Raw genomic sequence first — 14,253 nt, 5'->3', positions numbered from 1 at the left:
TGGCGCTTTTAGGATTGAAGATCTCAAGCAGCTTAAAAATAACGTTGGCCGAGCTTGTGTTGTGCACTTTGATGAACTCTATTTTCTTCTCGTAATCAATATTCGCAATCACTTCGGCTATCTTGTTCACGTTCTGTTCATTATCAACCACAACCAGGGTATTCGACGGTTCGTGAGCCTTCATAAACCCATCCTTGCTAACCAGAGCTCGAAGGACGTTGGAAATTCCTTTGGCTTTTACGCTCTTAAGCTTTATCAGCTTCATCACGTATTTCTGGGAAGACTCCGCAGGGTCGAAATCCAGTCTTAACGGTATGCTCTCTGACTTTATCCCCTTTTTGGGGACAATCTTGTTAACTCCCTCCGCGCTTATGACCGAATAGCCGTTCATATCAAGCAGTATTTCAAAAATTCTAAACGCATTCTCTCTCTCGAAACCGCCCTCGGGAGTTATGATCGTCACATTCTTGTCCCTGATCTTGTCACTTAAGAGATAAACCTCGGAGGTGATCTCGCTTATGGTCTTTACCATCTCATTAAGCGTCATGTTGGAGCGAAGGTTGACCATCCCCTCGTCCTCGGGAATTTCCTCACCCTCTTCACCGAGAGTTTCATCACCCGAGACCGCAACTGTTTCCTCCGGCTCAGAAACTCCCTCAGCTTCAACTGCAACTTCTTCCTCCGCTAAATCGAGCGGTAGACCGGGATCCTCGACCAAGCCTTCAAGAGTCTCGTTGCCAGAGACTTTCACCGCATCCTTTCCGAGAGGCCTTAAGTCTTGCTTGCCCGGATCCTTTGCGGCCTCCTCGGCCAGCAACTCCGTGGCTTCCTTGGCAATATCGGTGGGTTCCGCGGGTGAATCCTTCCCGTTCGCTTTTTTAAGTTTTGTGCCCGGGGCGACAACTACCTTAGCCCTCGTAAGATCCGGAAGCGGTTCGGACTTCTCTGCAGGAGCCAACTGGGGACAGAGAACAGAAGCGGAAAAAACGAGAACCGCTGACAGAATTGGGAAAAGATTTTTATTCAGAAAGTATTTCATAATCTGTTTTAACCTTAAGAAACTGAATTTTTTCGTATTAGGCCTAGTAAACCGTGTACCGGTTACTCTTTCTTTTACCTTGTCTCGTGAAATCAACGGTAAACTCACTCTGGCCCCTCAAGTCGGTAAAAAGCGAAAGAGCGCTCTGCACATCGTTTAAAGCAACTTCATTTATCTGGTGAACTATATCCCCGTTTCTAAGACCCATTTTATAAAACACGCTCCGGCTTTTCACTCCGAAGATCTTGATGCCGTCATCGCGCGGCACAATCTTAGCCTCGGTTATTAAACTGCTGGGTTCAGCGAGCAGTTCTTCAAACATCACTCTTTCTATCTGGTACAAGCCCTCGCTGACCTTGCTGACCCCTGAAGCCGACGACTTTTTTGACTTAACAGACGGTCTGTTCCTTGCTGAAGAACTCGCGGGGCTTTTTGCAAAAACGGATTCAAGCTCGTTTCCGCAGGTAATCAATTCGGGACCCTCCGCTCTTCGTATAGTCACTTCGCAGTCGTCTATTTCCACTACCTCCACTTTTTCGGATGTTACAAGATCAACCAACTGCCCTTCAGAATAACCCTTTATTTTGCTATTTTCCATATTCTTTATCACGGCGATGCTCTTGTTGGCCGCAGAATTAGTGCGGCTTTTGAGCATGAAAGTTCCAAGAAGTTCAAGATTGAGGGAAGTTTTCGGGGTAATTTCCCCCTCGAAAACTTCCGAGAAACCACCCGTCTCTATCTGTCCAGCATAACCGCCCGTTCCAAACAGGTTTGTTCTCAGTATAGAGTCGTAGTACTCTCTTGAACGATAGGGAATCTTAACCTGTCCGTACTTCTCCTTGTAGAGGTGTTCGCCTGTCAGGCCTCCCTTGTCGGACTCTATCTTGTCGCGTAGGCCGTTGTTGACCGTGGCCGAAACCGAGTACGCAATGGCGACTATCAGCAAGACGTTTACGACCCAAACATACTTTCTTAAAACGAACAAAACCATAGTCAATTCCTTAAATTAACCCTATATAATTTAATAGAATGCCTTATTTTTTTCAACATTCCCATCGCCGCGGAGGCATAGATCAAGAAAAGCTCGCAATTCTGAATCGATACCCCACAGCGATTTTTTAAATATCCGTGCAATGTTCACTCGCTCCGTTTTGTTTCCCCCGCGGAGCGACGACAGGAAAGTTTTCAAGCACGGAACAAAAATACCGCTTTTCAAAATCATATATATCAAAAGCTAGTTCCGAGGCCCGCTCGAACCCCCTTCCGCACGAAGCACTCTCGCTTATCTCCTTGAAAAGCATTCCCATGTCGTACCACTTCTGACCGATACTGTTCATCTCGTCGGGAAGGTCCGCCCCGTAAAAAGGGGAAAGCACTGGGGAGACTTCCTCGAGGAAATCCCTGTAAAACCACCTGAAAGCAGCACCGCAGACCCCTCTTCTGCATATGACTTGGTAAGTAAACCTAGAGGTCCATTTCCAGTCGGCAAGATCCCCCCAGCCAGGGAGATCCTCGGCCCATTTCCTTATAATCTCAATGCCTGAAGTCCCTCTTAGAGTGGTCCTGCCTTCAAGCATCATCTCGGCGTTTTTCCTCACGGCACTAAGAATCATCTCCTCAGCATCGAAGCCGTCTTCAAGAAGCTTCACTTCAACACAGTTGTTGGAAAGGGGGTACGGCCTTGCTTTTGAGCTTCTCGCTTTCGCCATATTCTCAAAAGAGACAGTCTGGAGATCTTCAAACGAATTGTCCGCCACGTAAAAAACGGATTCGGAGTCGTCGTATCCGCATACCGCTATTATGTGCCCGGGGAAATGGGTCTTGGAGTCAAAGTATTCAAGGTAGCAGATATCGGCCTGTATCAACACCGGAACGTCCATGTCAATAAACTCCCTGAGGTCATCCGAGGCCCGCTCGTTGTCGTCCTCGTACTTCCAGTCGGTGACATCAACACCGAAACTTCTCAGGAAATTAATTTCCATCAGGGGACCGCGAGGCTGTATAATCCTGCTCGGATTCATTCCCTCTTCACAGGAGTAATAAAAACCGAGCCCGGCTCCCAGCCCGAAACACATCTGCTCCGAGAGATCGTGTCCGTAGTAGAGGCATATATCTCTCAGCGCCGCAGAACCGCAGTGCACCCCTTTTAAGTGTTTCCAGTCATTTATTATCTTCTTCATAAAAAGCCGCAGAACCGAGGAAATTAATATAGCCGGAAATCGATATTCCATAAAGACCCCGGAACAACACTCATCACTCGGGGAAGCCATCTTGATCATTGCGCCAGAACGGATATTAGTAATCATCACCACGGATAAATCAGCATGTTTGAGAAAATCCTTAAAAATTCGAAAAAGGCTATTTTGCTCGGAATAGGGGGAGGAGGCGATATAGTCGGAACTCTTCCGACGGCAAACCTGCTCGAGACAAACGGAACGCAATGCGTTCTGGGAGGGCTTAGCTGGGAGCGCTTCACAATAGACCCCGATCCAGGGCCCAGAAAGCTTGAAGAATCACGCAATGTCCGCGAGATAAACGACGTGGTCTGGAAGTGCAACAAAGATTCCACCACCCGAGGCGGAGCGAGATTCGCCGAGGCAGGCATGGCCGAAGTTCTGGGAGAGGAAACTCTTCTTGTCGATATAAGTTACGGTCCGGAGAAGGTTTTTGAGGGAATAACGGACGCTGCCGAAAAACTCGGCGCAGATCTGGTGGTGGGAATAGATGTCGGCGGAGATGTGCTTGGATTCGGAGACGAAAAGGGACTCATGAGTCCGCTTGCCGACGCCATAATGACCGCGGCGCTTTACAGACAGAGCTTCCAGATGCCTACCGTAATGGGAGTATTCGGTTTCGGAAGCGACGGAGAACTCTCCAAGGAAGAACTTGAGAGGTCATTCGGCATCATAGCACGGAACAATGGAATTCTCGGGAGCTGGGGTATATCTGCAACCACACTGGAATTGATGGAAAAGGCAATAAGCATAATACCCACCGAGGCAAGCAGAGGACCCGTTGAATACGCAAAAGGAGCTTTCAGCACTACTTCAATAAGAAACGGCAGAAGAAAAGTCGAACTCGATATAAGTTCCACAGTAACTTTCTACGTAGATCCCCGGGTGGTTTACGAAAAGGTGTCAAGACCAGCGCAAGCAGTCTACGGATGCACAACGATAGGGGAAGCAAACACAAAGCTTAACGAAGCGGGAATCAGGACGGAACTTGATATTGAAATGGAGCTTTACGAAAATCTCGGGAAAAACTAATGGCACTTATAGCCAACAGTTGAGACTATACCGCCGACCCTATGGTAGCATTTTCACGGGTCATCGGGAAAGCCGCTTCCTACCGCTCGCTCCAGACCGCCAGTTCATTGCGGTTGGGATCTAGAAAATGAAACCGCCGCCCTCCGGGGAAGGAGAACATCGGCTTGCAGAGTTCGCCTCCGGCGGCAGTGATGCGTTCCAGCGTGGCTTCCAGATCTTCCGCGTAAAGCACCACCAGCGTAGCGCCCTGGCTGCTGTCGGACTGTAGCGGAGAGCGGTAGAAGCCGCCGTCCATGCTGCCGTCATTGAAGGCGCAGTAGCAGTCGCCGTAGTCCTGAAAGGTCCAGCCAAACACATCGCCGTAAAACGCCTTGGCCTTAGTGAAGTCTTCTGCCGGCAACTCGACATAATTGATCCGGGAGTCTTCTTTCATAATCGCACATCACCTAGGCCCAGACCCCTTCCCTGAGGTGGGGTGTCAGACCGGTGGTCTCTGTTGTTCAGTAGAGTTTTTCGTGAATAAGCTTGAGTATGCGCCTTGACTCTTCCTCATCTCCCCAGATGCCCACGCGGATAATCAGATCGGTTATCTCGGGCTTGTCGTACTTGACGGTCACATAAATCATTTTAGCTTGGTCGCGAAGCTTGGCTTCGATAAGCGCCTTGCCCACATTGCTTTCTTTTTTTGTTACCTCAAACTCCTGCTGTTCCACCACCTCCACCACCGCAAACCAGACATTGTCAAACGAGGTGGTTTCCTTGCTCTTTAGAACTCCCCTGAGATAAGCCGCGGTACCACCGCCGACCGCTCCACCCATCACCAGCACGCAACTCGAAGAAAAAACAAATGCAAGCAAGCACAAAAGCACGGCGTGATACTTTTTTGGCAGGAAATTCATTTTCACTCCCGGCAGGCTTTACAAAAAAAACCTGTATGGTTACTTAACCTAACTTAGGAAGAAAAAGAGTCAACATCCATGAAATCCTTCATATCAAAAAACAGACTGGTTTTTGGACAGGTTCCGTACTACCATAAACGTATGGGGAAACAGCATAGGAGCGGCAGTCATAGAGAAACTGGAGCCCGATGAAAACACCGGCTGAGAAGCAAAACAGAACTTCGGGAAGGATAATCTCGCTTGATATAGGGACCAAGACGATAGGGGTTGCCGTAAGCGACGAGCTGGGGATCACGGCAAACGGCGTCTGTACCATAAGTCGGGAAAAGGAGAAAAAAGACCTTGTGCGGCTTCGCGATATAATAGAGCCATACTCCCCCTGCGAAATCCTCGTGGGAATACCTTACAACCAGGACGGTTCTCTCGGGAACAGGGCAAAGAACATCAGGAAATTCTCCGAACGCATTCGAGATTCTCTGGGCCTTTCGGTGAAATACTGGGATGAGAGCTTCTCCACCAAGACTGCGGAGCAGACACTGATAGAAGCCGGTACGGGAAGAAAGAAGCGAAAAACAGTAATAGACAAGATGGCCGCTACAATAATACTGGAAGAGTATCTTCTGAGCAGGTACTAGGCAAACCTCGGGAGAGACCCGACATGCCATACGCAGAGACAAACGGAATAAATCTTTATTATAAAGAGCATGGGAAGGGGGATCCGCTCGTACTCATCCACGGCCTTGGGAGCAGTCTTGAGAGCTGGGATGTGCAGGTTCCCATCTACTCGGAGCATTTCCGCGTGATAGCACTTGATAACAGGGGTTCGGGCCGCTCCGATAAACCCGATTATCCCTATACGATGGAGCAGATGGCGGATGACACCGCAGGACTTCTGGACTTTCTCGGGATAGAGAAAGCCCACTTCGTCGGAAAATCAATGGGCGGAATGATATGCCAGTGGATGGGCATAAAATACCCCGAGAGGGTAAACAGGCTCGTTATGGGATGCTCCTCCGCGCACAGGGACGAGGTCGGAAATCTGCTCATCAAAACCGCGAGGGACATAGTGGATAAAGCGGGACCCGGGGCGGGATGGGTTTTTGCGCTTTTCCTCGGATACCGAAGGAAATACATAGAAGAGAACTACGACTCCTTGGTAGGCAGAATCCGGGAAGTTCCCGCTGACCCCGATGCGGCTGCCGGATACAGAAACCAGAGCTACGCGTGCGAGAACCACGACGTACTGGCCCGACTCGGGAAGATCTCCGCGGAAACCCTGATCATGTACGGGGAGCGTGATATAGTCACGCCTCCCGAGAGATCGAAGAAATTGGTGGAACTTATACCGAATACGGTTGAAAAAGCGTTTGCGGACGTTGGCCACGGATTCTGGAGAGAGTGTCAAGCCGAGGCGGACAAGACCGTGCTTGATTTTCTCGCAAAAAACTGAATTGCCCCGTGCCTGCTCCCCTTTCTGTTCAGATAGAGATATGTTGCTACAAGCTGTTTTTGGCTTGTTTTAGAGAAAATGAAGAGGCTCAAGAACCTGAGAAAAAAAATAAGGAGTTTCTTTCTGAGTGCGTCTGCCCCGAGCCCGAGGCTTCCTCGCCGGAGCACTGGCGCGGGTGTAAAAAACATTCCGGAATCTGAGCGTGGAACACAAAAAGCGGGAAGAGATGCAATTGATGACATTCGGGCGGCGGGAAAAAGTTCCGGACACTCGGAAATCAAAGCTCACCGCGCCAACAGCGGGAATCCTCGACCGCGTACGGCGGGCGGTTCAAACGGAACCCCCATCGCCAAGGTGGGGAAGTACGCCGGCTTGGGGGCCGTGCTGGTGCTGATCGCGTGGCTCCTGCCGCTTCCCCCCTCTTTGGGCCAGGAAGTTTCCCGGGATGATTCTGTCTGCGCCGACGATCGTGCGCCCAGTCTGTCCGGAACCGGCGCACTGGTTGAACGTCTGCGGAATACGAACCTTCTAAACGGCAACGAGGTCTATAACCATCTGGATCTCGGGAGCGGAGATACAGAAACCGGTGCTTCACTCTCAAGAGACGCGGGCGGCTTTCTTACGTCTAGTCCGTTCGAGCCCCGGTACCGTGAATCCTACTCCAGCATTGCGGGACTACGCTATCCCCTGCCCCTGGACACGAGGAGCTACGAGATCGATGAGACCAGGGCAACGTTTCTGTTCTACGGTCAGGAGCCGGTGCTGCGGTGGCACTCGTCACTGGGCTCAAATACCGAGGTGTGTGCCGTCCAGTTCGTGGACCCGGATCGCGTGGACTACCGGCTACGCACGTTTCCCGACCAGGAAAGCGCGCTTTCGCAAGGCCATGTCGTTACACACCGCTATCACTGCGGAACGTGCTCCTCCTTGCGTGATCTCGCCGTCTACCTAGCAAAACCGAATCTGACGAAGCCAGCAAGAACGTGCGGGAGGAAGCTTACGGCAGATGGCATCAAGAAGTGTCTCATGGAAAAAGTCGGCTTTGCAGAGCCATGCGCCGAGACTTGGACATACAACGTATTGCACACCAGACGCTGGTGCATGAAGACCTGCGTGGAGCACTACGGGCTCTGGAACGTGCTGACAAATGACATGGACGACGCGCATGCCGACGAGCGGGGGAACCTGAACCCATGTCTGGCCTGTGACGAGCACGCTTCCGGCCCAGGGTTCCAGTACGCAGCAGGACGAACGCGGAGAAATTCAGGCCTTCCCTCCGCCATCTGCCGGCAGGCAGGGGAAATCTACCCGGTCGAGCATACTCTTTACTTTGAGTAACAACCGCTGCGGCGCCGACACCGGCGTCCGTCAATCTTGCCCGCTCCGAGCCCGTGCACCGACTCCGTGAACAATTATGGCGAGACCGACTGCAATTCCTCCCGCCACGCTCCCCCGGGGGATTCCGCCAGAAACCCGTTAACCTGACCGCTGGCGGGTTGAAAGATATTTACCGCACGTGGTTCGAAATGCGCCCCTGTCTTGGAAAAAGATGCCGGACTCGTCCAAGCACACGCAGATCCATCAGGATCACGGACATGACATTCACCGGCACGTGTGTCTCCTTTTCTCCGTCACCTGTACCGGTAGGTCAGCTGCACACCGAAGGTTCTGCCCTTGGAAAGCGGCGTGAATGAACCTCCCAATTGTGGAAACAGAGGATTGTCAAGCGTTTGATAGCTTCCGTGCCTGACCTCGTTAAGAAGGTTCTTTCCGTAGAACCCAACTGAAAACCTCTCGTTCATCGGGCTGATATCAATTCCGGCCTCAACAATGTTCTGCTCGGGAGTATATCCCGTATTGTCATCCGAGAGATATGACTTGTCGCGATATGAATAGCTTGCCCTTGAAACCATCTTGCCCCAGTTCGCAAGTCCGACGCTATGGGTAGCGCCGACGCTCCAGGTTAATTTCGCGGCCCGGGGAAGTTCAAGAGCCAAGTCTTTTTTGTCAAGCGAACCATCCAGATTAAGGTCATATTTTATTTTGGTGTACTCGGGATCTACATATCCTACTGAACCCAGAAGAAAAAAGTTCCCGGTAACAGCAACCAGTCCGTCAAGTTCAAAGCCGAAGGCTTCCACGTCCGCAGTGTTGCGAATCTCCTGTGCGATACCGCTTGACGATTCAGGGAGAGTTATTATCCGCTGCACATCATCAATCATGTTATAGAAAACCGCGCCGTTTAGGATCCCCCTGTTTGCGGATATCTTGAATCCCGCCTCAAAGGTATCGATCCTTTCCTCATCGTACGGCCCCGGAAGCTCTTCAGTCGGTGGATAACTATTTCGCAGATTATAGCCCCCTGAACGGAATCCTCTGGTCCAGTGTCCGTAAATGTTCGCTCCGTCACTTACATGGTAGACAGCGCCAACTTTGGGCGACCAGCTGTTCCAGGTCTCCTCGTCGGTGAAATCAAACTCGCATGCCGGTCCGACCGCAATGTTGCAGGGCGTCGGACTAGCGGAAGCGGTCTCCGCCTTTCTCTTTTCATAGCTGTAACGGGCGCCCGATATAAGCGTTACCCGATCCGTCAGATCGTAATCAAGCGAAACAAACACTCCCAGAGTATCAACAAAATAATCCCCTCCCAAGTTTTGGGTTAGAGCTCCTCCCAGTATATAACGGCTATCATGGTAGTTTATCTCGTTTGTAAAGTAATAAAGACCGGTCGTCGCGTGGAGACTTTCGAAGAATCTGCCCGCGTAGCGCAGTTCGTTGCTCCACTGGCGGTATGGGGTCCATCCGCGTATGTGGAAAACATCTTGCGGAGTAGCATCGACATCAATCAAAGCGGTACCTTCTGCATCGTAAAACCCGAATATATTGGTCACGGTGCCGTCTCCGAAATCCACATCCCAGTCCAGCTGAGCGGTGAAGAAGTGATGTTCATGCCTCCTGAAGCCTTCCTCATCAATACTGAAATCATGACTATTGAGGTCAAAGTCGCGCCGGTTCTGTGACGCGGTGCCGTCGTTTCTCGTTTTTTCGTACTGGTAACGCAGAATAAGGCTTACGTCATCTGTCGGGTTCCACGAAATCGCCGTTCGCACCATCCGTATGTCGTTTTCTCCGAAAGCCTCGCCCGTGTGGAGGTTCTTAAACCAACCGTTATCCTGATTCGTGTACGCGCTTACCTTAACGCTTACCGTCTCGCTGATCGGGCCTCCGATTGTGCTCATGTAATAGCTGTTAAGGCTCTCGCCTCCTCCTTCAAACGAAGCGCGGGCTGATGCCTCAAAAACATCTCCCGGCTTCTTCGTGTTAATAAGTACCGCACCCCCCGTAACATTCCGCCCGAAGAGCGTTCCCTGAGGCCCTCTCAGCACCTCTATGCTTTCAACATCGAAGGTATCAAACAAAACGATGCTTATCTGCCCCATATACACGCCGTCGACAAAAACTCCCACAGTCGGATCAACAGACGCTATGGAGTCGTTTATTCCTACGCCGCGGATGGAAAAGTTGGCTATCGACATTCCCGAGATGGCATCGTCAAGCGCCACGTTGGGCATGCGCACCGCAAGACTTTCAAGGTCATTTACCTTAAGGGCTTCAATCTCTTCTGAGCTGAAATGGGTAATCGACAGGGGAACATCCTGAATAAGCTCCTCCCGTTTTCGGGCGGTGACCGTGATTTTTTCGAGAAATACGCCGCTTACTCCGAATATATTCTGCGCGACTGTGTCATCGTCCTGTGCGGATGCGTCACCGCCGCCGAGCGACGCCAAGAGTAAACCTGCGAGAAACAGACACAAGAGTCCCTTCATTGCGGACCGAAATTTTCTTTTAATCATTTGATGCCCCCTTTCTATCAGAACTTTAATTATAGCATAATGCCGAACAGAAAATCCAAAGTAATTGAGATCAGCACGTAACGGAAACTGCAACGCACGACACCAGACCCCCGGTCACATCACAGCAGACACACAGCCACGCTTATTAATACTGACGACAAATCAGGCAAGCGGGATAGAATTTTCAATTAGCAGAATCGGTATGTTTTCCCTTACGGGATAGAGATATTTCCCGTCACGGCAAATAAGGCCCCCATCGATTTTCTCGGAAACCCGCTCTCCCGACCTGTCAACCAGAGTTCCGAGCTCAACAAGTTCGTTAAGCCGCACAACGATCTCCCGACCGGCCTCTTCAAAAGGTTCCCCGGTCTCAGGACACACAAGAATTTCAAACAGTTCCTTGTCAATCATCGGTTTCGGGATTAACGGTTTCAGAAGGGAGCCCTTGGGGCACGGGTGCAATGGAACTTCCACCCGCAACAAACCTTCTATGTTCCCAGCAGCTTCTGGGCTTCCTCGTCCGATTTCTCAAAATAAAACTTGGGATCGTTGCGCCCGGCTATAACGCTCTCGTCAATCACACAGCGCGTCACCCCCTGCAGCGAAGGCACTTCATAGAAAACCTCAAGCATAATCGCTTCTATGATGGCCCGAAGCCCCCTGGCCCCGGTATTTCTCAAGACGGCTTCCCTGGCAATGGCCTTTCTCGCATCTTCCGTTATCTCCAGTTGCACCTTCTCGATTTCCATCATCCTCTCAAACTGCTTCACGATAGCGTTTTTGGGTTCGGTCAGAATTTCGACCAGTTGCTCTTCGGTAAGTTCGCTCAGACTGGCAATTATCGGGACTCTTCCGACGAATTCGGGAATCAGTCCGAACTGAACAAGATCCTCAGGTTGGACCTTGTTGAGAAAGTTGCTTTCGTCCTCCGCAGTCCTGTCTGACAACTTCGCCCCGAAGCCAATGGACTTTTCCCCGATTCTTGCGCGGATAATATCCTCAAGACCGCAGAAAGCACCACCGCATATGAAAAGGATGTTCGTGGTGTCCACCTGGGTAAATTCCTGCTGCGGATGCTTCCTTCCCCCCTTGGGAGGAACATTTGCCAGAGTACCTTCCATTATCTTGAGCAACGCCTGCTGCACACCCTCTCCCGAGACATCCCTCGTGATCGAGGGACTGTCGCTTGATTTGCGCGTGAGCTTGTCTATCTCGTCTATATAGATAATGCCTCCACGGGAAGCTTTTTCGACATCGTAGTTTGCCGCCTGAAGGAGACTCACTATCATGTTTTCCACGTCTTCGCCCACATAGCCGGCTTCCGTATAGCAGGTAGCGTCTACTATGGTGAATGGAACGTCGAGAATCTTGGCCAGCGTCTGCGCAAGCAGGGTTTTTCCTGAACCCGTGGGGCCTATGAGAAGTATGTTGCTTTTCTCCACTTCCACCTTGTCGCTTGTTCTCCTACCGGATTCGTTAAACTGCATCCGCTTGTAGTGATTGTAGACGGCAACGGAAAGTACCTTCTTGGCGTTTTCCTGACCTATTATGTATCCGTCAAGAAAGGACTTCATCTGCTGTGGGGTCGGAAAGGATTTCTTCGGTTTCGGAAAAGCGCTGTCCTTGGTCCTCTCTTCCTCTATGATCTGGTTACAGAGGTCTATGCACTCATCACAGATATAGACGCCGTGGCCCGCTATGAGCTTGTTGATCTCTTCCTGATTCTTCCCGCAGAAAGAACAGTAGTGCTTCGTTTCTTCTTTGCTTTTTCTGGGACTCATCCGGTTGCCTCCTCCCTTTCGGTAATTATGGCATCCACTATACCGTAATCAATAGAATCCTGAGCGGTCATGAAAAAGTCTCTGTCCGTATCGCTTGCTATCTTCTCAAGAGTCTGCCCGGTGTGCTTCTCGAGTATGGAGTTGAGCTGCTCTTTCACCCTGACGATCTCCTTTGCGTGTATCTCTATGTCGCTTGCCTGCCCGGAAACACCTCCGAGCACCTGGTGAATCATCACCCTCGAGTGAGGCAGCGCGTACCTTTTGCCCGACGCGCCGCTTGCCAGAAGAACCGCAGCCATGCTGACCGCCTGCCCGATGCATATGGTGGAGACTTCGGGCTTCACGTACTGTATTGTGTCGTAGATGGCAAGACCGGAGGTAACATGCCCTCCAGGGGAATTTATGTAGAGGTAAATAGGCGTCTCGGGGTTCTCGGATTCAAGAAAAAGGAGCTGGGCGATTACGACGTTGGCTACCGCATCGTTTATGTCGGAACCTATAAAGACGATCCTGTCCTTAAGGAGCCTTGAGAAAATATCGTAGCCCTGATCGCCCCTGCTCGTACGCTCAATAACGTAGGGTATGAAATCGGTTATCATTGAACCGATTATAACTAAGCGTGTTATTCCTTGTCAATCTGCGCGGGTTCGCCCTCTACTTCCTCAATCTGGGCCCGCTCCAGGAGAAGATCCAAAACCCCTCGGGTTTTGATCTGGGATTCCAGATGTTCCATAGTCCCCGGCTGTTCATAAGCCTTGTGCACCTGATCGGAAGGAAGATTATATGAAGCGGCCAGGCGGTCTATGTGCTCGTTTAACTGCTTACGGGTAACTCTCACGTTCTCCTTCTGAGCGATGCGGCCGAGAATTATGGATGTCCTGACACTCTCGGCGGCCTTCTCGGTGAATTTTGAAGCCACGTCTTCCCCGATCTCGGGCTCCGTGACTCCGCCTCTCTGCATGTCGGAGAGGAATCTCGCTTTAAGACTCTCCTCCTCCTTTTCAAGCAGTGACGGAGGAACATCGAACTGGTTTTTCAAAAGAAGGTCGTCGACTATCTGATCCCTCATGGATGAGAGTTGTTCGTCTTCATGGATGCGCTCAAGCTGCTCCTTTATGGCCTCTCTCAGCTCGGAGATACCCTCGACGTCAAAATCCTTCGCAAAATCGTCGTCCGCCTCGGGAAGGACCCTTTCGTGAATCTCATTCACTTTGACGGTGAAACTGACGGCCTTTCCGGCAGCCTCGGCTATCAGAAAATCTTCCGGATAGGAGACCAAGAATTGAGTTTCCTCGCCCGCTTTTTTCCCAAGCAGGTTCTCTTCGAACTCGGGGGCAAACTGTTCTTCGCCCAGCAAGAACCTTACATTCTGCCTGTTAAGATCGTCTATGGTCTCCCCGTCCTCAAACTTCCCGCTGTAGTCTACAAAAAGATAATCGCCCTCCCTGGAAGGACGGTCTTCCTCGACAAGCCTTGACTGTGCGGATCTTTCCCTGAGTTTCTGCACCTCGGCGTCTATATCCTCCTCGGTCACCCGGAGGACGGTCTTCCTCACCGGAATTGAGCTGTAGTCGGACAGCTCGAAATCGGGAACAACCTCGAATTCAGCCGAATAGGCGAAATCCTCTCCGGTCTTTACATCATCCATCTCGGTAATGTCGGGGCGCGTTACCGGCAAAAGCGAGTGCTGCGCGAGGGCTTCGGACAGGGTTTCCGAAACGAGGTTGGACGCGGTTTCCTGGTCGACTTCCTTTCCGTACATTGACTCGACCACGTGACGGGGGACCTTTCCCTTTCTAAACCCCTTGACACTTACTCCCCCCATAACGTCACGGAACACGGAATTTCTTTTTTCCGCAACCTGATCTGAGGTAAGAGAAACCCTTATCTTTTTTCTGGTGCTGTCAATATCCTCAACATCTATCTTCATTTTGTCTAAAACCCCTCGGCAAAGAATTCAGGTA

14 protein-coding genes are annotated in these 14,253 nt (G+C 51.0%); 4 read left to right on the top strand and 10 right to left on the bottom strand.

Annotated features, from left to right (window positions below; genetic code table 11):
* The 3 genes from OXG75_03580 to OXG75_03570 all read right to left on the bottom strand — a co-directional run.
* The coding region (locus tag OXG75_03580) for a hypothetical protein (protein MCY3625066.1) at window positions 1-1,039 on the bottom strand (1,039 nt) is incomplete at its 3' end.
* A gap of 43 nt (window positions 1,040-1,082) precedes the next feature.
* On the bottom strand, window positions 1,083-2,030 hold the full coding sequence (locus tag OXG75_03575; GenBank protein MCY3625065.1) for a PDZ domain-containing protein: 948 nt from the start codon (window positions 2,028-2,030) through the stop codon (window positions 1,083-1,085).
* A 127-nt stretch (window positions 2,031-2,157) separates the two neighbouring features.
* A complete protein-coding gene (locus tag OXG75_03570) occupies window positions 2,158-3,219 on the bottom strand; it encodes a BtrH N-terminal domain-containing protein (GenBank protein ID MCY3625064.1) in 1,062 nt (353 codons plus the stop codon).
* 144 nt (window positions 3,220-3,363) lie between these two features.
* On the opposite strand from OXG75_03570, the gene OXG75_03565 reads away from it, so the two are divergent.
* Complete coding sequence (locus OXG75_03565) at window positions 3,364-4,305, top strand: DUF1152 domain-containing protein (GenBank protein ID MCY3625063.1); 942 nt, start codon at window positions 3,364-3,366, stop codon at window positions 4,303-4,305.
* A 79-nt stretch (window positions 4,306-4,384) separates the two neighbouring features.
* Here OXG75_03565 and OXG75_03560 read toward each other — a convergent pair whose 3' ends face one another.
* Entirely contained in the window at window positions 4,385-4,738 is a 354-nt protein-coding gene (locus OXG75_03560) for a VOC family protein (protein ID MCY3625062.1), read from the bottom strand.
* A 67-nt stretch (window positions 4,739-4,805) separates the two neighbouring features.
* Window positions 4,806-5,204, bottom strand: coding sequence for a DUF3568 family protein (locus OXG75_03555; GenBank protein ID MCY3625061.1), 399 nt, complete (start codon window positions 5,202-5,204; stop codon window positions 4,806-4,808).
* A gap of 188 nt (window positions 5,205-5,392) precedes the next feature.
* Between OXG75_03555 and ruvX the strand changes: the two genes are divergently transcribed.
* From ruvX to OXG75_03540, 3 genes are all read left to right on the top strand, one after another.
* Window positions 5,393-5,839: a Holliday junction resolvase RuvX gene (gene ruvX / locus OXG75_03550; protein ID MCY3625060.1), complete on the top strand. Its 447-nt coding sequence runs from the start codon at window positions 5,393-5,395 to the stop codon at window positions 5,837-5,839.
* 23 nt (window positions 5,840-5,862) lie between these two features.
* A complete protein-coding gene (locus tag OXG75_03545) occupies window positions 5,863-6,654 on the top strand; it encodes an alpha/beta hydrolase (GenBank protein ID MCY3625059.1) in 792 nt (263 codons plus the stop codon).
* Window positions 6,655-6,732: 78 nt separating this feature from the next.
* On the top strand, window positions 6,733-7,992 hold the full coding sequence (locus OXG75_03540) for a hypothetical protein (protein MCY3625058.1): 1,260 nt from the start codon (window positions 6,733-6,735) through the stop codon (window positions 7,990-7,992).
* 293 nt (window positions 7,993-8,285) lie between these two features.
* On the opposite strand, the gene OXG75_03535 is transcribed toward OXG75_03540, so the two are convergent.
* The 5 genes from OXG75_03535 to tig form a co-directional block, all read right to left on the bottom strand.
* Window positions 8,286-10,508, bottom strand: coding sequence for a TonB-dependent receptor (locus OXG75_03535; GenBank protein ID MCY3625057.1), 2,223 nt, complete (start codon window positions 10,506-10,508; stop codon window positions 8,286-8,288).
* A gap of 162 nt (window positions 10,509-10,670) precedes the next feature.
* Window positions 10,671-10,919 (bottom strand): hypothetical protein, encoded by a 249-nt coding sequence (locus tag OXG75_03530; protein ID MCY3625056.1) that lies wholly within the window; start codon window positions 10,917-10,919, stop codon window positions 10,671-10,673.
* A gap of 77 nt (window positions 10,920-10,996) precedes the next feature.
* Window positions 10,997-12,289: an ATP-dependent Clp protease ATP-binding subunit ClpX gene (gene clpX, locus OXG75_03525; protein MCY3625055.1), complete on the bottom strand. Its 1,293-nt coding sequence runs from the start codon at window positions 12,287-12,289 to the stop codon at window positions 10,997-10,999.
* Window positions 12,286-12,888 (bottom strand): ATP-dependent Clp endopeptidase proteolytic subunit ClpP, encoded by a 603-nt coding sequence (clpP, locus tag OXG75_03520; GenBank protein MCY3625054.1) that lies wholly within the window; start codon window positions 12,886-12,888, stop codon window positions 12,286-12,288. The genes clpX and clpP overlap by 4 nt, the downstream gene beginning before the upstream one ends.
* Window positions 12,889-12,911: 23 nt before the next feature.
* Window positions 12,912-14,219, bottom strand: a complete 1,308-nt coding sequence (gene tig / locus OXG75_03515) for a trigger factor (GenBank protein ID MCY3625053.1) — start codon at window positions 14,217-14,219, stop codon at window positions 12,912-12,914.
* Window positions 14,220-14,253 lie beyond the last annotated feature (34 nt).

It is taken from the genome of Candidatus Dadabacteria bacterium (genome assembly GCA_026705445.1).
In the GTDB taxonomy this organism is placed as follows: Bacteria; Desulfobacterota_D; UBA1144; order Nemesobacterales; family Nemesobacteraceae; genus Nemesobacter.
Note: the sequence above shows the minus strand (reverse complement) of the source record. Positions and strands in the feature narration are given on the sequence as shown.